Raw genomic sequence first — 24968 nt, forward strand, 5'->3', positions numbered from 1 at the left:
GGCGGGGCCCGCCGCCGGTGCCGGTGGTCGAACCCCCGTGGATCCTAAAGAGATACCCCTCTCACGGTACAAAGATGCTGGTCAACCACAAGCCTGACAAACTACGACATCATTGGACAACGTAGTCGTCCGATGCATGATCGATAACGGGTCGTGCAAAAGCGCGGGCCCCGGCGTCCCTATGCTGGGCAACGTCACAGCCGCGGATACCGTGCCGACACAAAGGGGGGCACGTGGACGCACCGGAGCGCGACCGCGACCAGGGCGTGCCGGCCGTCGCCGTGCCACTGGCCGGCCTGGCGGCCGTCACCTACAGCACCTTCCTGCTGGAACATCTCCTCAGTCCCGACATCGACGTGGTCAACAGCTACGTCAGCGAGCTGTCGGCCGTGGACCAGCCGTACCACTCCGTCTACAGCGGCGGGGATTTCGCCACGGGCGTACTGACGATCATCGTGGCGCTCGTCGCGCTGCGCGCCACGTGGGGGCTGCGCTGGGCCGTCACCGGCTGGATCCTGCTGGCCCTGTTCGGGCTGTGCGCCATCGGCGACGCGGTGTTCCCGCTGGACTGCGCGCCCAGCCTGGAGTCGGGGTGCGCGCTGCGCGAACGGTCCGGCAACGTGTCGTTCTCGCACGAGTTCCACGCCGTCACCAGCAGCCTGGTGATCACCTTCGGGGTGGCGGCGCTGGCGGCGCTGGCGATCGCCGCCCGCCGGTACGGGCGCTGGCCCGCGCTGGCCCGGTGGGGCCTGCCGCTGGCGGCCGTCGAGACGCTGCTCGCGCTGGCGACCATGGCGGCGATGGTGGAGGGCCGGTGGCTCGGGATCATCCAGCGCGGCCAGATCGCCGTGCTGGTGCTGGGGCTGCTGGCCGTCACGTGGGCGCTGGCCCAGGAACGGCGCGCCGCCCGGCGCCCCGCCGAATCCCCGGCACCGGAGGGGGCGGCGCTGTGAGCAGGGTCGAGTACGCGGGAGGCGAGCAGGTCCACGTGGTCGCGCGCGGCCCCGCCGACGGCCCGGTCGCGCTGCTGACGACCGGGCTCGGCGGGGCCTGGTTCGACTGGACGCGGGTGGTCGACCTGCTCGCCGGACGGCACCGGACGATCGCGTTCGACCGTCCCGGCCTCGGCCTCAGCCCGGCCGGGCACGCGCCGCCCAGCCTGCGCCGCGACCTGCGGATCCTGGAGGACCTGGCCGAGGCGGCCGGGACGCCGGTGGTGCCGGTGGCGCACTCGATGGCCGCCTTCCCCGCCGAGGCGCTGGCCCGGCTGCGTCCGGACCTGGTCGCCGGGCTGGTGCTGGTCGACCCGAGCGCCGAACGCGACCCGCGCGTGCGGCTCCGCAAGGCCGCCGCGCTGACCCCGCTGACCACGGCGCTGGCCCGGCTGCTGGACGCCACGCGGCTCGCCGGGATCGTCGGCCCGGCGGGGCGCCGGCTGGTGCTGCGCCGCACCAGCCGCCGCGGCGACGTGGCGTCCCCGACCCTGATCAGGCGGGTGTACGGGCGGGGAACGGTGGCCGGCACGGTGCTGGCCGAGAACCTCGCCTACCGGGAGATGGCCCTCGACCTGCACCGGCTGCGCCGCCGCCGTCCCTTCCCGCCCGTCCCGCTGGTGGTGTTGACCGCGCTCGGCGACCAGCGCACCCGCCGCCGCGCCGAGCAGTGGAGGAGAACCCATGAGGAGCTGGCCGCGATGAGCCCGCACGGACGCCAGGTGGTGTTCCGCGACGCCCGGCACATGCTGATGATCGACGAGCCGGACGCCGTCGCCGCCGCGGTCGCCGAGGTGACGGGGCCCGAGGGCACCGCCGGGGCCGCCCCAGAGGACCGCGCGTGCGGCGGCTGAGCGCCGTCCTGCCGGCCGCGCTGCTGGTGCTGACGCTCAGCGGCTGCGACGTGATGAAGCGCATCTCCGAGGGCGCCTACCGCAACGCCGTGGCCGACGGCGCCGCCGTCGAGCTGGACGAACGCGGCGTCCGCCTCCAGGGACGCCTGTCGTGCGCCACGCCGCAGGGCGGGCCCGAGTCGGTGATGCGCATCCGCTGCACGGGCCGTACGGCCGAGGGGGCGCCCGTCGTGGTGACGGGCGTCGCCACCGAGGCCGACACCCGGCGTCCACGCGAGCGCTACGTCATCACCGTCGGCGGGCGGAACCTGATGACCGCCGACTGCCTGGGCCGCGCCTGCACCTGACCGGCCGCCGCGCGCCGGGCGGCTTGCACATCGGCGCGGCGGGCGCACGCGGTGACGGCGATGAACCCGCAAGGACACCGCATGATCAGGGAAAATCTCGGCGCGGCCCGGCATGCCCGGCCGCCGCCGGGTGACGTCACAGCCGTGAAGATCACGCGGGTCAGAGCCTTGGTCGTCGGGATCGCCGCCCTGGCGGTGGCGGGCGTGGTCACGGGCGTCGTCTACCTGGCGCTCGCCGGCCGCGGAGGGCCGCGGTACGGGAGCCAGGACGAGCTTCGCCGGGCCCTGCCGCGGACCGCCGCCGACGAGCTGCGGGCCCGCGGCGTCACCCTGCACGGCGTGCTGCGCTGCCGCGACATCCCCGGCTGGACCGAGGAGCGGTTGCGGGTCGGCTGCGAGGGCGTCACCGGCGACCGCAGGGCGGTGCAGGTCATCGGCACCGGCGACGACCACACGCGGCAGAACTACTTCACGATCCTGGTGGACGGGCGTCCGCTGGTGCAGAACAGCTCCTGCCTGGGCGAGGACTGCCGCACGACCGGCGGCTGACCCGTACCGGGACCCGCCCGGCCCCCGCCCGGAAGCCGCGCCGCGAGCGCGACACGGCGGCGCCCGGAGGCGACCCGGCGGTCACGGCATCCGGGCGGACGGCCTACCATGCGATGAGCTGCCGTCATCGCCGTCCGGCATCGGGGCGGCGCCGCAGCACCCGTCGGTCTCCCCCGCACGGCGCCGGGGAGACGCCCGGGAGACGCCCGCACACGCCTGGAGCCCGCTCTGGAGACACCCTGGAGCCCCACATGACCGGCCGAGCCGAGCCGTCGCACCGCACGGCGCGGCGGGCAGGGCCCGCCCCGGTCGCGGTGGACACCATGGGCGGCGACCACGGCCCCGACGAGATCATCACGGGTGCGGTGGCGGCGGTGCGCGAGCACGGGGTCCGGCTGGTGCTGGTCGGGCAGGCGCCGCGGATCCGGGCCCGGCTGGACCGGCTCGGCATGGCCGGGCGCATCCCGATCGTGCACGCCGACGAGGCGCTCAGCATGGACGAGGGCGCGCTGGCCAGCTGGCGCAAACCGCGCTCGTCGGTGGCGATCGCCTGCCACCTGGTCAAGCAGGGCCGGGCGTCGGCGCTGGTGTCGGCGGGCACCACCGCGGGCGTGGTGGCCACCGCGCGGCTGCGGCTCAAGGGCCAGCAGGGCGTGATGCGCCCGGCGATCGCGGTGACGCTGCCCACCCGCCCGCGCCCCACCGTGCTGCTGGACGCGGGCGCCACCGCCGACGTCAAGCCCGAGACGCTGGTGCAGTTCGCCGCGTTCGGCACCGCCTACGCGCAGGTGCGGCTCGGCCTGGCGCGTCCCCGGGTGGGGCTGCTGAACATCGGCGCCGAGCCGGGCAAGGGCGACAAGGTCACCAAGCGGGCGTACGAGCTGCTGGCCGGGGGCCAGCCCGGCATCGAGTTCACCGGGAACGTGGAGGGCGACGGCCTGCTGAGCGGCGCCGTGGACGTCGTGGTCACCGACGGGTTCACCGGCAACGTGGCGCTGAAGACCCTGGAGGGCGCCATGCGGATGGCCTCCGCCGAGGTCCGCTCGGCGCTCACCGCCACCCGCACCGCCCGGGTGGGCGCGCTGCTGCAGCGCCGCCGCCTGCTCGGCCTGCGCGAGCGGTTCGACTCGGAGACCTACGGCGGCGGGGTGCTGCTCGGCCTGAACGGCACGGTGGTCATCGCGCACGGCGCCTCCCACGCGCGCGCCATCGCCTCGGCCTGCGCGCTCGCCCACGACCTGGCCGCCGGACGCATCGTGGAGAAGGTTCGCGAGCAGGTCGCGGCGACCCGCACGTCCCGGTTCGGCCGCTGGACGCACGGCGACCGCGACGACCGGGCCGGCGAGAAGGACAAGGCAGCCGAGAAGGACAGGGCCGCCGAGGCGGCCCCCGCCGAGCCGTCCGCGGAGCCTCCCGCCCCCGGCGAAGGCGCCGCCGAGGCTCCCCCGAAGCAGCCGGAGAGGGCTCCCGACGAGGAGAACCCGCCGCCCCCGGCCGAGTTAGCGGCGGCCGAGCCCGCCGAGCGACCGGAACTCGTCGCCGAAGGGCAGGAGCCGCCCGCGGGCACCTGACCCGCCGGCTGACGCCGCCGAGCCCCGGAATTCGTTACCGGGGCATGGGGGCGCCCCCGATAACCTTGGGCCATGCCCGATCCACAACTCGTCCTCGCCGCCCGGGTCCGGGACGCGCTCGCCGCCGTCCTCGGGCCGTCCCACGCGGACGCCGACCCGGTCATCCGGCCGTCGCAGTTCGCCGACCTGCAGGCCAACGCCGCCCTGGCGCTGGCCAAGAAGGTGGGGCGCAAGCCGCGAGAGCTGGCCGACGAGATCGTGGCGCACCTGGACACCGGCGACGTCATCGCCAAGGTCGAGGTCAGCGGGCCGGGCTTCATCAACCTGACGCTCAGCGACACCTGGATCGCCGAGCAGACCGGCCGGGTGCTGGCCGACGAGCGGCTGGCGGTGCCGCCGGTCGAGTCGCCGCAGAAGGTGATCGTCGAGTACTCCTCGCCGAACGTGGCCAAGGAGATGCACGTCGGGCACCTGCGCACCACGATCGTGGGCGACTCCATCGCCCGCATCCTGGAGTTCCTCGGGCACCACGTCGTCCGCGACAACCACGTCGGCGACTGGGGCACCCCGTTCGGCATGCTCATCGAGCACCTGCTCGACCTGGGCGAGGACGCGGCGGCGCGCGACGACTCGTCGGTGTCGGACCTGACCGCGTTCTACCAGGCCGCGCGGCAGAAGTTCGACGGCGACCCGGCGTTCGCCGAGCGGTCGCGGCAGCGGGTGGTCGAGCTGCAGGCGGGCGACCCCGAGACGCTGCGGCTGTGGCAGATCCTGGTGGACGTCTCCAAGCGCTACTTCAACTCCGTCTACGCGCGGCTCGGGGTGACGCTGAGCGACGACGACATCAAGGGCGAGAGCTTCTACAACGACATGCTCGGCCCGACCGTCCAGGAGCTGGAGGACAAGGGCATCGCCGCGCTCAGCGACGGCGCGCTGTGCGCGTTCCCGCCCGGGTTCACCGGCCGGGACGGCGAGCCGCTGCCGGTGATCATCCGCAAGCGGGACGGCGGCTACAACTACTCCACCTCCGACCTGGCCACCGTCCGGTACCGGGTGGACGTCGAGCACGCCGACCGGATGATCTACGTGGTGGGCGCGCCGCAGGCGCTGCACTTCCAGATGGTGTTCGCGGTGGCCCGGATGGCGGGCTGGCTGAACGAGGAGGTGCGGGCCGAGCACGCCCAGATCGGCAACGTGCTGGGCACCGACGGCAAGATCCTGCGCACCCGGGCGGGCGGCACCGTCAAGCTGGCCGAACTGCTCGACGAGGCCGTCGAGCGGGCCGGCCGGGCGTTCGACGAGGTGCCGCACGAGGAGGCGTTCGACGAGGCCACCCGGGCGGAGATCGTCGAGGCGGTCGGCATCGGCGCGGTCAAGTACGCCGACCTGTCGGTGGCCCGCGACAGCGAGTACGTCTTCGACTTCGACCGGATGATCGCCTTCAAGGGCAACACCGGCCCGTACCTGCAGTACGCGGCCGCGCGGATCCGGTCGATCTTCCGCAGGGGCGGCGTGGACCCCGACACCGCCACCGGTCCCGTCAAGATCGGGCACCCGGCCGAGCGGGCGCTGGCGCTGCGGCTGCTGGGCTTCGGCGCGGCCGTCGCGCAGGCCGGTGAGTCGGCCGAGCCGCACAAGCTGGCCGCCTACGTGTTCTCGGTGGCGGACGCCTACACCTCGTTCTACGAGAACTGCCCCGTCCTGCAGGCGCCCGACGAGGAGACCAAGGCGTCGCGGCTGGCGCTGTGCGCGGCGACCCTGCGCACCCTGGAGACCGGCCTTCACCTGCTCGGAGTGCCCACCCCCGAGCGCATGTGACACCGCGCGAGCGCATGTGACGCCGCGCCGGGCGCGCGTCCGGCGGCCCGCCGGGTCGTCCTGCCGCAGGTGCCCTACTGCAGGTAGTTCTCGACCTCGCCGGCCGGGCGCGGCTCGGCGTCGTCGGGGTTCTGGCCCGCCGCCCGGCGGGCCCGGCGCTGGCGCAGCAGGTCCCAGCACTGGTCGAGGGCGACCTCCAGTTCCCGGAGGCGCTGGTGCTCCTCGGCCCCGCTCAGTTCCCGTCGCTGGTACCGCTCGCGCAGCCGCTGCTCCTCGGCGACGTAGTCGCCGATGCGCTCGAAGATGGCCTTCTCGTCCATGGGATCTCCGCCCCGGGTGTGGAGCGGCGGCGAAGCCCCGTCCCGCGGGCCCGTGCCGCGAGGCGTTCGCGGCACGTTGCGCGGGCCGTGCCGCGACGCGTCGCGCGGAACGGCGAGACGGGGCGACGCCGCCGGTCAGGCACCCTCTTGCGAGCCGCCCCCACCGCCGGACAGCCCGGACAGGAACCCTCCGTCGGTGGTCGTGGAGTGCGGCAGGCCCAGGTCGGACTTCGGCTCGACGTGCGGCGCCTGCTGTTCGGGCGCCGGGGTCTGCGTCGTCTGCGTCGTCTCCTCGGCGGGCCGCTCGGGCGCGGCCTGCTCGCCCGCGGCGGTGGTCGACCGGGCACGGGTCGCGCGCGGCTTGGCGGCGGTCGCGGTGCGGCGCGTCGTGGCCGCCTTGGACGTGCCCGCCGTCTTGCGGGTCGTGCCCGCGGCGCGCGACGAGGTCGTCGACCGGCGTGCGGTCGTGGTGCCGGTCGTGCCCCGCCGGGTGCCGGTGGTCGCGGCCTTGGCGCGCGAGGTCGTGGCGCGTCCGGTCGTGCCGCGTCCGCTGGTGGTGCGTCCCGTCGTCGAACGTCCCGTCGTCGAACGTCCCGTCGTCGAGCGTCCGGTCGTCGTGCGTCCGGTGGTCGTGCTGCGCGAACGCCCGGCGGCCGTGGTGCCCGTCTTGGACGTGGTGGACCGGCGTCCGGTCGTCGTCCCGGCGGACGTCGGCGGCTTGACCTTGGTGATGGCCGTGGCCGCGGAGCTCATCGCCCTGGCGGCGTCGGCCATCGCCTTCGTCGCGGTCGTCATCGCCTTGGTCATGGCGGTCATGGCCTTGGCCGACGAGGACGCCTTGGACGCCACCGACTTCATCTGGGTGGCCGCCGACTTGGCCTGCGTCGCGGCCTGGGTCACCTTGTTGGCGGCCGCGGTCTGCGTGCGGCTGGCGCCGGTCGTGCCGGCGCCGCGCGACGTCGTCGCCCGGGACGTCGTCGCCCGGGACGTCGCCGGCTTGCGCGCCGTCGTGGTCCGCCGAGTGGTGCCGGTGGACCGCGACGTGGTGCCGCGCCGCGCGGTGGTCGTGCCGGTGCTCCGCCGGGCCGTGGCGGTGGTCCGCGACGCGGTGGTGGTGCGCGCGGCACTGGTGCGCTTGCCCGCGGCCGCGCCCTTGGCCGCCGTCTTCGCGGCGGTCTTCGCCGCTCCCTTGGCGGCGCCCGTGGCGGCGCTCGCACGCTTGGTCGCGCCGCGCGTCGCGCTTTTGGCCGCACTGGTCGCGCTCTTCGTGGCGCTCTTGGCGGCGCTCTTCGTACGACCGGCCGTACCTCGGCTCGACGTCGTACGCGATGCGGTTCTGGTAGCCACTGATCTACCCCCCGTGATGATCAGTTGTGGGGGGACTATTCCACTGTTGGTCGGGCTCTACACACCGTCCGCTTGCACACTCTCCGAGAATGCCCAGCTCAAACGCGTCAGACACCCACCGGATGCCACACCGTCTTGGTTTCCAGGAACGCGGTCAGGCGCCGCGTGCCCGGGTCGCCCGTCCAGTCGGCGCCGGTGGGGCGCAGCACGCGCTTGAGGTTGCCCGCGGCGGCCTCCTCCAGCGGCGCCACGTCCTCGTCCGGGACGCCGGCGAGGTCGAGCGCGTTGACGTCCAGGTGCGAGGCCAGCCACGGCGCGAGCTCGGCGCGCCGTCCGGTGAGGATGTTGACGACGCCGCCGGGCAGGTCGGACGTCGCCAGCACCTCGGCCAGCGTGACGGCGGGCAGCGGCGCCGGCTCGGACGCGACCACCACGCACGTGTTGCCGGACACGATGACCGGCGCGACGACCGACACCAGCCCCAGCAGCGGCGAGTCGGGCGCGACCACGCCGACCACGCCGGTGGGTTCGGGCGTGGAGAAGTTGAAGTACGGCCCGGCGACGGGGTTGGCCGACCCGGCGACGGCGCCGAGCTTGTCGGCCCAGCCCGCGTACCACACCCAGCGGTCGACGGCGGCGTCCACCTCGTCGGCCGCCGCGTTCTTGCCGAGCCCGGCGGCGCGCAGCTCGTCGACGAACTGCGCGTGCCGTCCCTCCAGCATCTCGGCGACGCGGTAGAGGATCTGCCCCCGGTTGTAGGGGGTGCGCCCCGACCAGCCGCCGAACGCCTTGCGGGCGGCGCTCACCGCGTCCCGCACGTCCTTGCGCGAAGCCTGGGAGGCGTTGGCCAGGAAACGGCCCTTGGCGTCGTTCACGGGGTAGGTCCTGCCGGACTCGGACCGGGGGAAGGCTCCCCCGACGAACAGCTTGTAGGTCTTACGAACGGCCAGCCTCTGCTCAGACATCGAGGTACGCCTCCAGCCCGTGCCGCCCGCCCTCGCGGCCGAACCCGGATTCCTTGTAGCCGCCGAACGGCGACGTCGGATCGAACTTGTTGAACGTGTTGGCCCACACGACCCCGGCGCGCAGCCTCTCGGCCATCCACAGGATGCGCGAGCCCTTCTCCGTCCAGACCCCGGCCGACAGCCCGTAGGGGGTGTTGTTGGCCTTGGCGACGGCCTCGTCGGGGGTGCGGAACGTCAGCACCGACAGCACCGGCCCGAAGATCTCCTCGCGGGCGATGCGGTGCGACTGCGCGACGCCGGTGAACAGCGTGGGGGCGAACCAGTAGCCGCGGTCCGGCAGCTCGCACGGCGGGGACCAGCGCTGCGCGCCCTCCCGCTCACCGACCTCCGACAGCATCCGGATCTTCTCCAGCTGCGCGGCCGAGTTGATGGCGCCGACGTCGGTGTTCTTGTCCAGCGGGTCGCCGACGCGCAGCGTGGCCATCCGCGTCTTCAGCCGGTCGAGCAGCTCCTCGGCGACCGACTCCTGCACCAGCAGCCGGGACCCGGCGCAGCACACGTGCCCCTGGTTGAAGAAGATCCCGTTGACGACGCCCTCCACCGCCTGGTCGAGCGGCGCGTCGTCGAACACCACGTTGGCGGCCTTGCCGCCCAGTTCCAGCGTGAGCTTCTTGCGCGTCCCGGCCACCGACCGCGCGATCTGCTTGCCGACCTCGGTCGACCCGGTGAACGCCACCTTGTCGACGCCGTCGTGCTCGACGAGCAGCCGTCCCGTCTCGCCCGCGCCGGTGACGATGTTGACCACGCCCTTCGGCAGGTCCGCCTGCCGGCAGATCTCGGCGAACACCAGCGCGGTCAGCGGGGTCGTCTCGGCGGGCTTGAGCACGACGGTGTTCCCGCACGCCAGCGCCGGGGCGATCTTCCAGGCCAGCATCAGCAGCGGGAAGTTCCACGGGATCACCTGCGCGGCCACGCCCAGCGGCCGCGGGTCGGGCCCGTACCCCGCGTAGGAGAGCTTGTCGGCCCAGCCGGCGTGGTAGAAGAAGTGCGCCGCGACCAGCGGCAGGTCCACGTCCCGCGACTCGCGGATGGGCTTGCCGTTGTCGATCGACTCCAGGACGGCCAGCTCGCGCGACCGCTCCTGGATGAGCCGGGCGATCCGGTACAGGTACTTGGCGCGTTCCCGGCCCGGCATGGGGCCCCAGACGTTCTCGTAGGCGGCGCGCGCGGCGGCCACGGCCCGGTTCACGTCCTCGGCGCCCGCCTCGGCGACCTCGGCCAGCACCTCCTCGGTGGCCGGGTTCACCGACTTGAACGATCGTCCGTCCGCCGGATCGGTGAACTCGCCGTCGACGAACAGCCCGTACGACGGACGGATGTCGACGATCGAGGCGGACTCGGGCGCGGGCGCGTAGTCGAAGTTCATCACGTCAGTCCACGGTGAAGTAGTCGGGGCCCTGGTACACGCCGTCGGCCAGCTTGCGCCGCTGCATCAGCAGGTCGTTGAGCAGGCTGGACGCGCCGATGCGGAACCACTCGGGGGTCAGCCAGTCCGGCCCGGCGGTCTCGTTGACCAGCACCAGGTGCCGGATCGCGTCCTTGGTGGTGCGGATGCCGCCCGCCGGCTTCACCCCGACCTGCCGTCCCGTGGCGGCGCGGAAGTCGCGCACCGCCTCCAGCATCACCAGCGTCACCGGCAGCGTCGCCGCGGGCGACACCTTGCCCGTGGAGGTCTTGATGAAGTCCGCGCCCGCCCGCATCGCCAGCCAGGACGCGCGCCGCACGTTGTCGTAGGTGACCAGCTCGCCGGTCTCCAGGATGACCTTCAGGTGCGCGTCCCCGCACGCTTCCCTGACCGCGGCGATCTCGTCGAACACCTTGCCGTAGTCGCCCGCGAGGAACGCGCCCCGGTCGATCACCATGTCGATCTCGTCGGCGCCCGCCTCGACCGCGGCCCGGGTGTCGGCGAGCTTGGCCGCCAGCGGCGCCCGCCCGGACGGGAACGACGTCGCGACGCTGGCGACCTTCACGTCGCTGCCCCTCAGCGCCTCCACGGCCACCCCGACCAGGTCGGAGTAGACGCAGACGGCGGCCACCCGGGGCACGTCAGGGTCGTCGGGGTCGGGCCGCAGCGCCTTGGCGCACAGCGCCCGCACCTTGCCCGGGGTGTCGGCGCCCTCCAGCGTCGTCAGGTCCACCATCGCGATCGCCGCGTCGATGGCCTGCGCCTTGGCGGACGTCTTGATCGAACGCGTGGCCAGGCGCGCGGCCCGCTCCTCCACGCCGACCTGGTCCACTCCGGGCAGGCCGTGCAGGAAGTCGCGCAGCTCCGCCGCACCGGCAACAGTCTCCGTTGACACGCCCCCAGCATCGCCTACGCGACCCACCTGCACAAAACGGACCCGCCTCCGAACGGCTCCGCCCCCGGCCGCGCGCCCTCACCGACCACCGGACGGCGGCACGGCTGAGCCCGCCGCCATCGGCAGGCGCGGGGTCGGCGAGGGCTCCCGCTATTCGCCCTCGCCGAGCACGGTGCGGCGGTAGTGCTCGGCGATCTCGTCACTGGTGGTCAGCCAGACGTCCGGCTGCGCCGCCAGGTACTCCAGCGCCTGGTCGAAATACTTGGCCCGGAACGCCTGACCGATCGCGAAGGGGTGCACGGCCAGCGCCATCACCCGTCCGCTGTGCTCGGAGTCGGCGCGCAACTGCTCGTACTGGTCCTTGACGATCTGCAGGAACTGCGGCCCGGTGGTGCCGTTGCCGAACAGCATGAGGTCGTTGAGCTCGACCGTGTACGGGACGCTGATCACGCCGGGCACCCTCAGCGGGTAGGGCTGGTCGTCGTTCGTCCAGTCGAGCACGTAGCTCAGGCCCAGCTCGGCGAGCAGCGCGGGCGTGTTGAACGTCTCGGTCAGCCCCGGGCCCATCCAGCCCTTCGGCCGCCGTCCCGTCCCCTCCGCGATGGTGTCGACGATCTCGGTGAGGACCCGGCGCTCCTCCTCGAGGTCCATCCCAGTGTGCAGGACCGAGTTGGTGCGCCCGTGCGCCAGCCAGGCCCAGTCCCGCTCCACCCCGGCCTTGATGATCTGCGGATAGTGGTGGACGACGTCGGAGTTCAGCAGCACGCTCGCCCGGACGCCGTGCCGGTCCATGCTCTCCGCCATCCGCCAGATGCCCACCCGGACCCCGTAGTCGCGCCATCCGAAGTTGAGCGCGTCGGGAACCAGGTCCGCCGTCCCCGGCCAGATGCTGGTGGACGGACGGTCGATCAGGAAGTGCTCGACGTTGAGACCGACGTAGAAGGCGACCTTCTTGCCGCCGGGCCAGCTGATGGACGGACGCTCGGTGATCGGGCTGTAGTCGTAGAGCTCGTTGTTCGCCATGCCGGTACGGTAAAACTTGACATTGATGTGAAGTTCAAGCCCGGGAGGCCTCACATGCGGATCGGCGAACTCGCCCGGCGCACCGGCGTGAGCACACGCTCCCTGCGCTACTACGAGCAGCAGGGCCTGCTGGTCCCCGACCGCACCTCCGGCGGTCAGCGCGACTACCCCGAACAGGCGGTCGACCGGGTCATCCGCATCCAGGAGCTGTTCGCCGCGGGCCTGCACAGCAAGAAGATCGCCGAACTGCTCCCCTGCATGCGCGACGCGGACGGCGGCCCCTCCGAGATCGCCACTCCCCGCCTCGTCACCGACCTGATCGCCGAACGCGACCGCATCGACCGCATGATCAACGAACTCACCAACTCCCGCGAGATCCTCGACCAGGTCATCGACACCGCGGCGCAACACCACTCCTAGACCCGGCGACCACACGACGTCACACACGAACCCCCTCGACGTCATAGGGTGACGTCAAGCTCGCAGCGGCGACGCCCTGCACGTATCCGACGGCATGCGTTACCGGGTCCGTCACGACTACGTGTTCGGTGACGAGGTCATCGCAGGCGGTTACACCATCGACAGCGGCAGGTTCCTTCCCTACGAGGATGCCGAGACCTCGAACGAGCGCTGAGCGGTGGCCGATATTCGGACGGTCGTGTAGATGGGTTGATCCGAAAGGTCGCCCATCCGGCCTTCGCTCGCCGACTAGGGCGACCGCGGGCCGCGCAGGATTCCCCGCATGCATGCGGCTCGTGGGGGGCATGCATGCGGGGAATGGCGTCAGGATCGGTCGCCGGGCTTGGCGACGAAGGCGCCTCGGGTCAGGGCGCCCCAGCCGATGATCTGGCCCCGCCTGACGGGTAGCAGGCCGGTCTCCCGGTGGTCCTTCACTGCGATGACGCGGAAGCCCATGTAGGCGTAGGTCTTCCGGTCCACGAAGATCTCCCTGCGCAGATAGCCGTTCTCGACGCGGTAGAGGGTGACGCCCGCGCGGTCGGCGAGGTCGGCGGCCCTGGCCTCGTAGCGGACGCCGGGGATCTTCGCCATGGCGCCGTACAGGGCGGCCTGGATCTTCTGCGGCAGCACGGCGTCACGCATGTAGAGCGTGAGGATGTCGAACGCCCTGGCGTTGCGCTCCTCGGGCGTCGGCGGGGCCGGCTTGACCTTCTTCATCTGCGCGTATTTTTCGCGCGTCTTCTTCGGGAGGTTCTCGGGGATCGGCTTGCTCCACTCGGCGAGGCGCTCGGCGTACTCGGCGTCGATCGTCTTGTAGACCTGGGCGAGCAGGGCCGCGGGCTGGGTCGGCAGGGACAACAGGTGCGGGTAGTCCCTCGGGACCCCGCCGCCGGGAAGCGTCTTCGGGCCGTTGGCGATCCGGAGCCTCCCCTGATCGATGAAGGCGAACTGCTTGTCGTCGGTGCGGCGCCACATCTCCTGAGTCTTGGTCTTCGCCGGGCGGCCGAACAGGGGGGAGCCGCCGCCTTCCTGGGTCGGCGCGAGAACGGTCTTCAGGTAGGCCCAGCGGGTGGGACGCACCTTTTCGGTGGCCGCCACCAGGGCGGCGTTGTGGGCCAGGTCCCCGGGGGTGGAGACCTCGCGCAGCGCGACGGTCCCGCCGCCGCCCGCCGGGTCGCCGCCCTGGCTGACGACGATGCCGCCGGCGACGGCGACCGCGCCGGCCAGCACGCCGCCGATCAGGACGCGCCGGCGGCGGACGGGCGACCGGACGGGTTCGGACGGCGCGTTGAGGAGGCGGGCGCGCAGGCGGGCCTTGGCCATGCGGTCGTACGGCGGGGCGTCCGGGCGTCCCGCGCGGAAGACGGTGATCTCGTCGGTGTTCATGCTCACGCCTCCATGGGGTCGGTGCCGCCGAACGCGCGGCGGATCTTCTTGCGGATGCGGTGCAGGCGGGACCTGACCGTGCCGACCGGGACGCCGAGGGCCTGGGCGGCCTCGTCGTAGGTCAGCTCCGCCCAGGCGATCAGCAGCAGCAGGTCGCGGTCGGCCGCGGAGAGCCTGGTGAGCGCGGCGGCGAGCCTGGGCTGCAGGGCCTGGGCGGTCACGCGGGCCGCGCTGCGTTCGTCGAACGACTCGGTCGCCCCCTGGGGCGCCGAGCGGGCGAGGGCGCGGTTGCGGCGGGCCTCGGCGCGCCGGTGCTCGCGCAGCGCCCGCGTCGCGATGCCGTAGAGCCAGGGACGCGCGTCGCACCGCGACAGGTCGTACGTCGCGCGTTTGCGGAACGCCGTCAGGAAGGTCTCGGCGACGACGTCCTCCGCCTTTTCGGGGCCGAGGCGGCGGGAGACGTAACCGTGGATCTCGTCGCCGTGCCGGTCGAACAGTTCCGCGAAGCGCTCGGGCAGCCGGAGCGACTGTTCCAGCAGCACCGCGTCGGTCACCGGTTCGGCGGAGCCGGCCGGCCCCGTCTCGGACGGCGAGGTCAACATGTACCAGGTCCGTTCATTGGAGATCCCTTCGGGTGGGTGTCACCCGGTACTCGGCCGATCTCCGCGAACGGGTTCCCTCCTTCGGCCGATGAGTTTCCGGTGGGCGCGCGGTCTGTCCTTGCGACTGGAGGGATGTCATGACGAGTTTCGTGCGTTCGGCGGACGGGACGCGGATCGCGTTCGATCGGCTGGGTCAGGGGCCCGCGGTGATCCTGGTGGGCGGGATGTTCTGCGTCCGGGGCACGACGGCCGCGCTGGCCGAGCGGCTCGCCGGGGAGTTCACGGTGATCAACTACGACCGCCGGGGACGGGGTGACAGCGGGGACACGGCGCCGTACGCCGTGGCGCGGGAGATCGACGATCTGGCCGCGCTGATCGAGATGGCCGGGGGCGCGGCGGCGGTGTACGGGATCTCGTCCGGGGCGGGGCTGGCCCTGGAGGCGGCCGCGGCCGGGCTGCCGATCACCCGGCTCGTGCTGCACGAGCCGCCGTACGGGTCGGACGACGAGGACGACAGGCAAGGCGCCCGGCGGCTCGCCGAGGGCGTGCGGCAGGCCGTCGCGGACGGCCGCCGCCGCGAGGCGATAGAGCTGTTCCTGACGGCCTCGGGCATGCCGCCGGAGATGGTCGAAGGCGTGAGCGGCGACCCGGGGATGCTCGCGGTGGCCCCGACGATGCCCTACGACTTCGAGATCATGGGAGACGGCGCCGTCCCGGCGGACCGCGTGCGGAAGATCGGCGTTCCGACCCTGGTCATCGCCGGCGGGGCCAGCCCGCGGTTCTTCCGCGACACCGCCGACCGGCTGGTCGACCTGCTGCCGGACGGGCGGCTCACCGTTCTGGAGGGCCAGGGCCACGACGCGCCGGCGGACGCGGTGGCACCCGCGGTCGCCGCCTTCCTCCGCTAGAAGCAGGAGCCGTCACGGGCGGATCAGTGTGTTCAGGTGGTGTTCGTAGAGTTCGCGGACGCGGGCGGGGGGCATGCGGTCGGGCGCGGTGACGGCGTGCAGGCACAGGCCGTCGAACAGGGCGTGCAGGCGGTCGGCCTCCAGGTCGACGTCGGTGCCGGGGGCGAGGTGACCGGCGTCGGCCAGGTCGCGCAGGGTGGCGCGGAACAGGTCGGCCAGGTACTGGTCACCTTCGGCGTTGAGCCTGCGCGCTCCCGCGTCCACCAGCGCCCGTGACAGGAACGCCACCCATACCTCGTTGGCCGTGCGGGCCTGCGCGTCCAGCGGCAGCAGCAGCTCCAGCAGGGCGCGCGCGGCCTCGCGGGGATCGTCGGGCGGTTCGTGGGCGTCGAGCCTGCGCTCGGTGGCGTCGAAGATGACCCGCATGGCGAAGTCGAGCAGTTCCCCCTGGCTGGAGAAGTAGTGCTGGACGGAGCTGTGCGACCAGCCCGCCTGCCGCGCGACGTTCCGCAGTGACGCGCCCTCGACGCCGCGTTCGCGCACCACCTGCCAGACGGCCAGGGCGAGCCGGCGCCGGCGTTCCTCGTGGTCGACGATCTTCGGCACCCGACCATGGTACTTTTTTCGGCCATGTGGCCGAAAAAAACCATCGCTGCTGCTCCGAGGGGGCACGTCCCGCTGCGTCCCGTCCCCGCCGTGATCGGACGGGCCGCGCTCGGCATGCTCGCCATGGCCGCCGCGCTGGGCACGGCGGGCGCGGTGGGCGACACCGCCCACGAGCGTCTGGGACTCGACGGCACCGGCCGGCAGCTGCTGACCGCCGTGGTGTGCTGCGCCATCGCCGTGCCGCTGATCTGGTTCCTGCGCCGCCGCGTCGACCGGCTCCCCCTGGACGGGCTGGGCCTGACCGGACGCGCCGAGAGCGTGCGCGCGTTCGCCAAGGGCGTGCTGATCACCGCGGGGTCGGCCGCCGCGATGTTCGGGCTGGGCACCGCCGCGGGCTGGGTGCGCTGGGGCGCGCTCGACTGGCCCCGGCTGGTCGCCTACATGGCGGTGAACGCGGTGATCGCGCTGGCGTTGGAGGCGCTTCCGGAGGAGCTGACCCTGCGCGGCTACGCCTACCGCACTCTCAACGCGCGTTTCCGCCGGCGGGCGGCGTTCGCCGGCACGGTGGTGCTGTTCCTGGTGACGCCCGGGGTCGCCGGCGTCGTCCAGGCGGCGGTGTCCGCCCTGCTCGGCGGGCCGGTGACACGGCCCGGCCTGGCACCGCCCGGCGAGGATCCCGTCTCGTACCTGATCCTGCTGACGGTCTTCGGAAGCGCGCTGCTCACCGCGAGGATCACCACGGGATCGCTGTGGACTGCGATCGGCCTGCACCTGACGTTCCTGACCGTCAACCGTGTGACGCTGTACGGGGAGGACCGCGACGCCGGGTGGTCCGCCGAACTGACCACGCCGGACGCCGTTCTGCTCGTCCCGGGCTACCTGCTGCTGGCCACCGCGTTGTTCCGGCTGACCGGACGGCGGATCGGATGGCGCGAGCGCGCACCCGAGTGACCGCCCGCGGGGTGAGGTATTCATGACCCGCCAGTCTCATTACAGAGAGTGAGGAGAGTGGCTAGGTTGCTGGGTGTTCTCCGGGACGGGCGGAGTCACGGACACACTCGGTGAAAGTGGATCATTGACGCACGAGTCGCGCTTCCACATCCTGGGGCCGCTGGAGGTCACCGTGGGCGACCGGCCGGTGCGGGTGCCGGCGGGACGGCAGCGGATGTTGCTGGCCTCGCTGCTGGTGGACGCCAACGAGATCGTCCCCGTGGACGAGCTGGTCGAGCGGGTCTGGGGACGGCACCGGCCGCGGCACGCCCGCGGGGCGCTGCACACCTGCCTGACGCGGCTGCGGCACACGCTCGACCGGGGCGAGCCCACGGCGTCCGCGATGATCCGCACCACGGCCGCCGGATACGGCATCGCCGCGCCCCCACACCGCCTGGACCACCTGCGGTTCCAGGAGCTGCTGCGGGACGCGCGGTCGGCGGCGTGGCGCGGTGACCCGGCGGGCGAGTCGGCCGCGCTGGCCGAGGCGCTGTCGATCTGGCGGGGGCCGCCGCTGGCGGACGTGCCGTCGGAGTCGCTGCACCGCGAGGTCGTGCCCAAGCTGACCGAGCAGTGGCTGCGCGCGGTCGAGCGCAGCAACGCCCTCGATCTGGCGCTGGGACGGCACGGCGAGCTCATCGGCGAGCTGCGCGCGCTGATCCGCCGCCACCCGTTCCACGAGCGGTTCTGGGGGCAGCTCATGCTGGCGCTGTACCGGTGCGGACGGCAGGCCGAGGCCCTCCAGGCGTACGCGAGCGTCCGCGAGCGGCTGCGCCGGGAGCTGGGCGTCGAGCCGGGCCGCGAGCTGCGCCGGCTCCAGCTGGCTATCCTGCGCGACGACCCCGAGCTGGCGGCTATGTGAGGCCGGGCGGCGGGTCGAGCAGCAGGACGGACGGGATCCGGTCGGGGTGCGCCAGACGCAGGAAGTGCATGCCGTGGCCGGACAGGCCGAGCATGAGGCCGGGGAAGAAGCCGTCGCCTTCCGGGCCGGGGTTCTGCCACTGGGTCTGCACCTGGACGTCGGCCTCCAGCCGGAACGCGGGCCGGTCACGCAGCTCGGCGTAGCGCAGGAGCAGCTCTGCGTTGCCGCAGCGGCCGTGGCACAGCGAGTCGTTCATCAGGCGGGGGAAGTCGCGCATCGTCGCCGAGACGGCCCGGTGCGCCTCGTCCAGCAGCGATTCGTCGTCGCGGCCCAGCAGGTCCCAGCTGTGGATGCGGCTGAGGCCGGTGCCCGCGGCGCCGTTGCACCAGGCGTTGCCGTGACGTGGCCTGCCGCGCGGGTCGTCGCCGTCCCGCGCGGCCTCGTCGAAGCGGCGCGCCTCGTAGGCGAAGGCGCGGCGGCCGGCCTCGATGTACTCCGCCCCGTCGGTGCCGGCGCCGAGGGCGATCAGGGCCCAGCCGATGCCGCCCGCGCCGTGGGCGAAGCCGGTCAGGCCGGGGTGGGCGCCGGGACGGTCGGGCCGCGGCCAGCAGAGGGTGCCGCGGTCGGCCCGCGCCTGCCGCAGCAGGTGGTCGGCGCAGCGGTGGGCGACGTCGAGGCCGGCGGTGCCGCCGGTGACGCGGGCCAGGCCGAGCATCACGGGGATGATCCCGGCCGCGCCGCCGAGCACGTCCAGGTGCCGGTCGCGGTCGATCCGGTCGGCGATGTCGCGGCTGAGGCGGACGGCCAGGTTGAGCAGGGCGAGGTCGTCCCACAGCGCGTACAGGTGGGTGAGCGCGTAGACCAGGCCGCCCGTCCCGGTGAACGCGCCGACGCCGCGGCGGCCGCACTGCCCGGCCGCGTGCTGGAGCGCTCGCCGTGCCGCCTCCCGGAACCGCGGCTGGGGGCTTTCCTCGTTCAGGTAGGCCAGGAACAGGGCGATGCCCGCCGTCCCCAGGTACAGGTCGCCCTCCACGTCGACCTCGACCTTGCCGTCGCGGGTGCGCTGGTAGGACGTCCAGGGGGCGGGCGCGTCGGGTTCGCGCAGCATCGCGCACAGCCGTTCGCCGATCCGGACGGCGTGGTCGACGGCCGCGGCGGCGAAGTCGGGGTCGGTGACCTCGCCCGAGGCGAACCCGGCGAGGCCGCCGAGGCGGCCGTGCGCGCCGAGCCCGGCGGCGATGTAGCGGGCCTGCCGGGCGCGGTCGCCCGGGGCCAGCCGCCGGATGCGCGCCGCCGCGCGGTCGAGCGGCGTGGCGGCCAGGCGCGTGCCCAGCGGTGTCCGGTGGTCGTGGGTGACGCGGTCGTCGTCGGCCGCGACCGCGAACAGGGGCACGTCGAGCCGCCACATCGACGCCAGTTCCCAGGCCGGGAGGGGCCCCTCGCCGGCCTGGTCGCGTACGGCGTCGAACAGCAGGTCGACTTCGAGGGGGTCCATCAGGCTCCGGGGCCGCCCGGCCGAGCGCAGCAGGTCCGCGTACTCGCGGGGGTCGCGGTCGTGCACGCGGACGCGGCTGCCGGTGAACAGCCCGGTGACGCACTCGACGGCGGTGCCGGGCCACTGCTCGAACCACCGGTGGACGCGGCAGAAACCGTCCTTGATCGCGTCGGTGTGGTCGGCGGTGCGGACGGGCGCGTCGTCGAGCATGAGGCCGGGCAGGACGTCGACGGTCGTGGGCCAGTCGAGCAGGGCGGGGCCGAGCACCGAGTCCACGAGGGTGCCGAACGCGCCCGTGTCCTCGGGGGACGACGCGCCCAGCACGGTCGAGCAGTCGGCGACGTGCGCGTGGCCGTCGGCGACCAGGACGGTGCCGGGACGCAGCTCGCCGCCGAGCACGTAGAACAGCGCCAGGTGGCCGCCGAACTCGCGGTGCACGCGTTCGGCCCCGGCCTGGCAGGGCACCGTGGCGCGGCCGGACGGGATCAGCGCCTCGTAGCCGTAGCCGTCGCGCGCCAGGACGGGACGCACGGCGAAGTCCAGCACGCCGTCGTCGCGCAGCCGGGCGAGCAGCCCCTGATAGGCGGCCTCGGCCCGCACGCAGCGCGGCTTGTAGACCAGGTGGGCGCGGGCGTCGCCGAGCTCGACCTCCACGACCGTGACCGACCGCGCCCCCGCGTGCGGCCCCGACAGCCCCGGCCGCACCGAGCGGATCGCGGTGATCCGGCGGCCGCCGAACAGGGTCTCCGCCAGCGCGTCGGCGTCGGCGCGCAGCCGGGTCAGCAGCAGGCGGCCGTGGTCGGCCAGCAGCGCGGTGACGTGCGCCAGCCACCGTCCCAGCACCGGGAAGTCCAGGTAGAAGCGGTGGTAGGACTCGGCGTCGGCGAAGGTCTTGTCGAGGTAGGCCAGGTTGTCGGCGGCGTCGCCGGCGTCCAGGCCGCTGTGCAGGTCGAGGTGGACGCGCGCGTCGGTCTCGACGGCGCGGGCGAGCGCGGGCTCGAAGCGCTCCAGCAGGTGGCGCTGGAAGTCGTCCACCACGCGGGGACGCACGGGTATCCCGGCGCCGCGCAGGCCGGTGAGGCGGCGCGCCAGCTCGGCCAGGAACGGTTCGCACGCGGTGGCCAGGCGGCCGTAGTAGTCGTCGTAGGCGCGCCAGCTCGCGTCGGACGTGGCGGGCCCGGCCTCGTGGACGCCGTTCAGCGCGGCCTCGTAGGTGGGCAGCCAGGCGTGGTGCAGCTCGCGCAGGACGCGGGCGGTCCGGGCGCCGGGATCGCGTTCGTGGCGGCGGTAGGCGGTGAGCGTCTCGACGAGCGCCTGCCGCGTGTACCGGACGGAGCGGGCACGCCCCGCCGCCTCCTCGTCCGGCCGCCGGACGGCGAGCCTGCCGGCGAGGCGTTCGAGCCTCCAGACGCCGTAGGCGTCCGGAGGGGGTCTTCGGCCTCGTTCGTCCGGCTCGTCGTCACCCCCGTCGGCCGCGTCGGCGGTGCCCAGCACGGACACCACCTGCACCCGTTCGGAGAGGTTGGCGGCGCGTGCCGCGATGTCCAGCGGATAGGTGCGGTCCATCCCCCGAGTCCTCCGCTCCACAGGGCCTGCCTGCGCGGCGGCCCGCGCGTCGCGGTGGGCGCGTCGCCCCCGTGCCCACCGGAGCGCTTTACCGTTTCCTCGCAGAAGCAAATCCAGATTAGGAACGGGCTCTTTCACTCGGCCTTCACATCGCTTCCACTTCCGAGGCACTCAACCAAGCGCTCGCTTGACTTCGCGGGGCATGTCACGGCACGGTGTCCCCATGGCGCTGCTGGACGGACTGCGCGTACTGGACCTGGCGATGTGGCGGCCCGGCCCCTACGCCACGCAGCTGCTCGCCCAGCTCGGCGCCGACGTGATCAAGGTGGAGCCGCCCGGCGGCGAGCCCATGCGCGCCTTCCGGTCCCACTTCGACCTGCTCAACCAGCGCAAACGCAGCGTCGTGCTGAACCTCAAGGACGACCGCGACCGCGCCCGCTGCCTGGAGCTGGCGGACGGGGCGGAGGTGTTCGTCGAGGGGTTCCGGCCCGGCGTCGCCGACCGCCTCGGCGTCGGCCACGACACGCTGCTGGCCCGCAATCCCCGACTGGTCTACTGCTCGCTGTCGGGGTACGGGGCGCGCGGGCCGCTGTCCGACGTGCCCGGTCACGACGTCAACTACCGGGCGTACGCGGCGGCGACGCCCCCGGACGCGGTGTCCCCGGACGCGGGCGAGCTGCCCGTGGCCGACATGGCGGCCGCCACGATGGCCGCGTTCGCGATCACGGCGGCGTGCCTGCGGGCCCGCGCCACCGGCGTCGGCGACCGGATCGACCTGGGCATGGCCGACGTGCTCGCCAACTGGGTCGGCACCGTCCCCTCCCCGACCCGTCCCGCCGCGACGGGAACGGCGCCCGTCCCCGGATACGGCGTGTACGCGACCAAGGACGGCCGCAAGGTGACGCTGGGCGTGGTGTCGGAACAGCGGCTGTGGGCCGCGACCTGCCGGGCCCTCGGTCTGGACGAGCACGCGGACACGCCGTTCGCCGAACGCCTCACCCGCGTCCGCGAACTGGACGACGCCGTGGCCGCCGCCCTGGCCGCACTGCCGTTCGACGACGCCGTGGCGCGCCTGACGCGGGCCGGGGCGCCCGTCGCGCCGGTGCTGACCCGCGCGGAGATGATGGCGCACGACCATTTCCGGTCACGCGGCGTCGTCGCCGACGGGACGGTGGGCAGCCCGGTCCGCACCGCCGCGCATCCGCCGCTGCCGCCCGGCCCGGTCGCCGAGCTGGACGAACACCGCGGCCAGGGCTGGGCGACCGGGCCGACCGCCGATCTCACCCCCTGAAATTCATCCCGTTTTGTCATATCCGGCTGGCATGCTGGGGCGCGTGAGCGCGCGCGTGTTGAGTCCCGTGCTGGTGGGCCGGTCGGCCGAGCTGGCACGGTTGCGGGAGGCCCTGGCCGACGCGCCGGGCGCCGTGCTGCTCGGCGGCGAGGCCGGGCTGGGCAAGACCCGGCTGATCAAGGAGTTCTCCGCCGGCCTGTGCGGCACCGGTGCCGCCGCCCAGGGCGAGCCGCCGACGCGGCTGCTGGTGGGCGGCTGCCTGGAGCTGGGCTCCGACGGCCTGCCGTTCGCCCCGTTCACCACCGTGCTGCGCGAGCTGGTGCGCGACATCGGCATCGACGGCGTCGCCGAGCTGCTGCCGCGCCGCGACACCTCCGGCCTGGCCCGGCTGCTGCCCGAGTTCGGCGAGCCGGAGACCGACGCGGCCACCGGCGAGGAGCGCGCCCGGCTGTTCGAGCTGGTGCTGACCCTGCTGGAGCGGCTGGCCGAGCGCGCCCCGGTCGTGCTGGTCGTGGAGGACGCGCACTGGGCCGACCGCTCCACCCGCGACCTGCTGTCGTTCCTGATCCGCAACCTCGGCACCGCGCCGCTGCTGATCGTCGTCACCTACCGCGCCGACGAGCTGCACCGCACCCACCCGCTGCGCCGCCTGCTGGCCGAGCTGGACCGGGTCGAACGCGTCCGCCGGATCGAGCTGGCCCGGCTGTCGCGCGCCGCCGTCGCCGAGCTGGCCGCCGGGATCCTCGGGCACGAGCCGCCCGCCCGGATCGTCGACGACCTGCACGCCCGCAGCGAGGGCAACCCGCTGTTCGTCGAGGCGCTGCTCGACAGCGACGGCTCGCTGCCGTCCGAGCTGCCCGAGTCGCTGCGCGACCTGCTGCTGGTGAGCGTGCAGCGGCTGCCCGAGGAGACCCAGGAGGTGCTGCGCGACGCCAGCGGCGGCGGCACCCGCATCGAGCACGCCCTGCTCGCCGCCGTCTCCGGCCTGGACGACGCCCGGCTGGCCCGCGTGCTGCGTCCCGCCGTCGCCGCCAACGTGCTGGTCGTGGACGGCGACGGGTACGCCTTCCGGCACGCGCTCATCCGCGAGGCCATCCACGACGACCTGCTGCCCGGCGAGCACAGCCGCCTGCACTCGCGGTACGCGCAGGCGATGGAGGACGACCCGGGCCTCATCCCGTCCGACCGGCTGTGGGTGGAGCTGAGCCACCACTGGTACTGGGCGCACGACACCACGTGGGCGCTGGTCAGCGCGTGGCGGGCCGCGGGCGACACCCGCAAGGCCGTCGCCTACGCCGAGTGCCTGTCCATGCTGTCGCGGGTGCTGGAGCTGTGGGACCGCGTCCCGGACGCCGCCGAACGCATCGGCGTCTGCCACATCGAGGTGCTGGAGCAGGCCGTCACCACCGCCGACCAGGCCGGCGAGTACGAGATGGGCATCAAGCTCGCCACCTCCGCGCTGCGCAAGCTGGAGGCCGAGCGGGGCGACGACGTCGACATCCGGCGGGCCCGCCTGCTGGAGCTGCGCGGACGCATGTCCTACGAGCTGGCGCGTCCCGGGTTCATCGAGGACCTGCGGGAGGCGGTGCGGCTGCTGCCCACCGACCCGCCGGGCCCCGACCGGGCCCGCGCCCTGTCCACGCTCGCGCAGTACGGGCGGCTGCTGCACGGCACCGAGGAGGCCCAGGCCGCCGCCGAGGAGTCGCTGGCGATCGCCCGCCGCATCCAGGACCCGGCGGCCGAGGCGCAGGCGCTGCTCACGCTGTTCTGCGTCGACATCGACTACTCGGCCGGGGTGGACGTGACCGAGCCGGCCGAGCGCGCGGCGCGGCGGGCCGGCGGCAGCGCCCCGCTGACGCGGATCGAGGTCATCCGGTCGCACTTCCTGGAGGGCGCGGGGCAGCACGAGGAGGCCGCCGAGGTGGCCCGGCGCGGCATGGAGAAGGCCAGCGAACTGGGCATGGCACGGACCAAGGGCACGTTCCTGGCCATCAACCTGGCCGAGCCGCTGGTGTCGCTGGGCCGCTGGGACGAGGCGCGCACCGTCCTGCGCCAGGCCCTCGACAAGGACCCGCCGCTGACCATCCGCACCTCCCTGTTCGTGCTCGCCGGCGAGATCGCCCTGGCGCGCGGCGACCTGGCTGAGGCGGAGGCCAGGCTGGCACCGGCGCGCGAGGTGATGTGGCGCAAGACCCAGGACCTGTTCGCCACGCTGCGCCTGCAGGCCAAGCTGCGGCTGGCGCAGGGCCGCCACCGGGAGGCGCTGGAGTCGGTCGTCCCGGTGCTGGAGCACGTGGGCCTGCCGGACGACGCCCGCTACGCCTGGCCCGTCCTCACGCTGGCCGCCGCCGCGTGCGCCGAACTGGGCGAGGACGCGCTGCTGGACGGTGAACCGGCGTTCCCGCTGATCGAGGCGCGGGCGGCCGGGCTGGACGTGCGCGGCCCGGCGCAGCGGGCCGAGCGGCTGACCTACCTGGCGCAGGCGGCGCGCGTACGCGGCGTCCAGGACATCCGGGCCTGGGACGAGGCGGCCGCGGCGTGGGCGGCCATCAAGCGGCCCTATCCGCAGGCCGAGGCGCTGGTGTGCGCGGCGGAGGCCGCGGTCGGCGCGGGTGACCGCGAGGGCGCGGCCGAACGGCTGCGGCGCGCCGCCGACC

General features: G+C 73.8%; 21 protein-coding genes and 1 pseudogene. 12 read left to right on the plus strand and 10 right to left on the minus strand.

Going from position 1 to position 24968, the window contains the following annotated elements; all coding sequences use genetic code 11:
* Positions 1–233: 233 nt before the first annotated feature.
* The 6 genes and pseudogenes from ABD811_RS43585 (at position 234) to argS (ending at position 6131) form a co-directional block, all read left to right on the plus strand.
* Entirely contained in the window at positions 234–953 is a 720-nt protein-coding gene (locus tag ABD811_RS43585; protein ID WP_344959655.1) for a DUF998 domain-containing protein, read from the plus strand.
* Positions 950–1846 carry an alpha/beta fold hydrolase gene (locus tag ABD811_RS43590; RefSeq protein WP_344959657.1) on the plus strand — a complete coding sequence of 299 codons (897 nt, stop codon included), beginning with the start codon at positions 950–952 and terminating at the stop codon, positions 1844–1846. The genes ABD811_RS43585 and ABD811_RS43590 overlap by 4 nt, the downstream gene beginning before the upstream one ends.
* Positions 1834–2193, plus strand: coding sequence for a hypothetical protein (locus ABD811_RS43595; RefSeq protein WP_344959659.1), 360 nt, complete (start codon positions 1834–1836; stop codon positions 2191–2193). Before ABD811_RS43590 ends, ABD811_RS43595 begins: the two co-directional genes overlap by 13 nt.
* An 81-nt stretch (positions 2194–2274) precedes the next feature.
* Positions 2275–2742: a hypothetical protein gene (locus tag ABD811_RS43600; RefSeq protein ID WP_344959662.1), complete on the plus strand. Its 468-nt coding sequence runs from the start codon at positions 2275–2277 to the stop codon at positions 2740–2742.
* Between the two features lie 251 nt (positions 2743–2993).
* Positions 2994–4061 (plus strand): annotated as a pseudogene (gene plsX / locus ABD811_RS43605) (phosphate acyltransferase PlsX); the annotation flags it as partial.
* 324 nt (positions 4062–4385) lie between these two features.
* Complete coding sequence (argS, locus tag ABD811_RS43610; RefSeq protein ID WP_344959664.1) at positions 4386–6131, plus strand: arginine--tRNA ligase; 1746 nt, start codon at positions 4386–4388, stop codon at positions 6129–6131.
* A 74-nt stretch (positions 6132–6205) separates the two neighbouring features.
* Here the strand turns inward: argS and ABD811_RS43615 are convergent, their stop codons facing one another.
* The 6 genes from ABD811_RS43615 to ABD811_RS43640 form a co-directional block, all read right to left on the minus strand.
* Entirely contained in the window at positions 6206–6451 is a 246-nt protein-coding gene (locus ABD811_RS43615; RefSeq protein WP_344959666.1) for a DUF2630 family protein, read from the minus strand.
* A 135-nt stretch (positions 6452–6586) separates the two neighbouring features.
* Entirely contained in the window at positions 6587–7798 is a 1212-nt protein-coding gene (locus ABD811_RS43620; RefSeq protein WP_344959668.1) for a hypothetical protein, read from the minus strand.
* A gap of 107 nt (positions 7799–7905) precedes the next feature.
* Entirely contained in the window at positions 7906–8763 is an 858-nt protein-coding gene (locus tag ABD811_RS43625) for an aldehyde dehydrogenase family protein (RefSeq protein WP_344959670.1), read from the minus strand.
* Positions 8756–10189, minus strand: a complete 1434-nt coding sequence (locus tag ABD811_RS43630) for an aldehyde dehydrogenase family protein (RefSeq protein WP_344959672.1) — start codon at positions 10187–10189, stop codon at positions 8756–8758. Before ABD811_RS43630 ends, ABD811_RS43625 begins: the two co-directional genes overlap by 8 nt.
* 4 nt (positions 10190–10193) lie before the next feature.
* Positions 10194–11123, minus strand: a complete 930-nt coding sequence (deoC, locus tag ABD811_RS43635; RefSeq protein WP_344959674.1) for a deoxyribose-phosphate aldolase — start codon at positions 11121–11123, stop codon at positions 10194–10196.
* A gap of 150 nt (positions 11124–11273) precedes the next feature.
* On the minus strand, positions 11274–12146 hold the full coding sequence (locus ABD811_RS43640; RefSeq protein ID WP_344959676.1) for a polysaccharide deacetylase family protein: 873 nt from the start codon (positions 12144–12146) through the stop codon (positions 11274–11276).
* A gap of 54 nt (positions 12147–12200) precedes the next feature.
* Here ABD811_RS43640 and ABD811_RS43645 point away from each other — a divergent pair, with 54 nt between their 5' ends.
* Positions 12201–12566, plus strand: a complete 366-nt coding sequence (locus tag ABD811_RS43645) for a MerR family transcriptional regulator (RefSeq protein ID WP_344959678.1) — start codon at positions 12201–12203, stop codon at positions 12564–12566.
* Positions 12567–12929: 363 nt separating this feature from the next.
* On the opposite strand, the gene ABD811_RS43650 is transcribed toward ABD811_RS43645, so the two are convergent.
* Together ABD811_RS43650 and ABD811_RS43655 are read right to left on the minus strand one after the other, a co-directional pair.
* Positions 12930–13991 carry a CU044_5270 family protein gene (locus ABD811_RS43650; RefSeq protein ID WP_344959680.1) on the minus strand — a complete coding sequence of 354 codons (1062 nt, stop codon included), beginning with the start codon at positions 13989–13991 and terminating at the stop codon, positions 12930–12932.
* Positions 13992–13993: 2 nt separating this feature from the next.
* Complete coding sequence (locus tag ABD811_RS43655; RefSeq protein WP_344959682.1) at positions 13994–14593, minus strand: RNA polymerase sigma factor; 600 nt, start codon at positions 14591–14593, stop codon at positions 13994–13996.
* 137 nt (positions 14594–14730) lie between these two features.
* On the opposite strand from ABD811_RS43655, the gene ABD811_RS43660 reads away from it, so the two are divergent.
* Entirely contained in the window at positions 14731–15501 is a 771-nt protein-coding gene (locus ABD811_RS43660) for an alpha/beta fold hydrolase (protein WP_344959684.1), read from the plus strand.
* Between the two features lie 12 nt (positions 15502–15513).
* Here the strand turns inward: ABD811_RS43660 and ABD811_RS43665 are convergent, their stop codons facing one another.
* Positions 15514–16107 (minus strand): TetR/AcrR family transcriptional regulator, encoded by a 594-nt coding sequence (locus ABD811_RS43665; protein WP_344959686.1) that lies wholly within the window; start codon positions 16105–16107, stop codon positions 15514–15516.
* A gap of 90 nt (positions 16108–16197) precedes the next feature.
* On the opposite strand from ABD811_RS43665, the gene ABD811_RS43670 reads away from it, so the two are divergent.
* Positions 16198–17058: a CPBP family glutamic-type intramembrane protease gene (locus ABD811_RS43670; protein WP_344959688.1), complete on the plus strand. Its 861-nt coding sequence runs from the start codon at positions 16198–16200 to the stop codon at positions 17056–17058.
* Between the two features lie 124 nt (positions 17059–17182).
* A complete protein-coding gene (locus tag ABD811_RS43675; RefSeq protein ID WP_344959690.1) occupies positions 17183–17959 on the plus strand; it encodes an AfsR/SARP family transcriptional regulator in 777 nt (258 codons plus the stop codon).
* Here the strand turns inward: ABD811_RS43675 and ABD811_RS43680 are convergent.
* The gene (locus ABD811_RS43680; RefSeq protein WP_344959692.1) at positions 17952–21020 is read right to left on the minus strand and encodes a type 2 lanthipeptide synthetase LanM family protein; all 3069 of its coding nucleotides are present in this window, start codon (positions 21018–21020) and stop codon (positions 17952–17954) included. The genes ABD811_RS43675 and ABD811_RS43680 overlap by 8 nt on opposite strands.
* A gap of 223 nt (positions 21021–21243) precedes the next feature.
* Between ABD811_RS43680 and ABD811_RS43685 the strand changes: the two genes are divergently transcribed.
* Positions 21244–22311, plus strand: coding sequence for a CaiB/BaiF CoA transferase family protein (locus tag ABD811_RS43685; protein WP_344959694.1), 1068 nt, complete (start codon positions 21244–21246; stop codon positions 22309–22311).
* A 43-nt stretch (positions 22312–22354) separates the two neighbouring features.
* Positions 22355–24968 (plus strand): ATP-binding protein (locus tag ABD811_RS43690; protein WP_344959696.1); only part of this gene is annotated, 2614 nt, incomplete at its 3' end.

The organism is Actinomadura miaoliensis (assembly GCF_039536785.1).
Classification (GTDB): domain Bacteria; phylum Actinomycetota; class Actinomycetes; order Streptosporangiales; family Streptosporangiaceae; genus Spirillospora; species Spirillospora miaoliensis.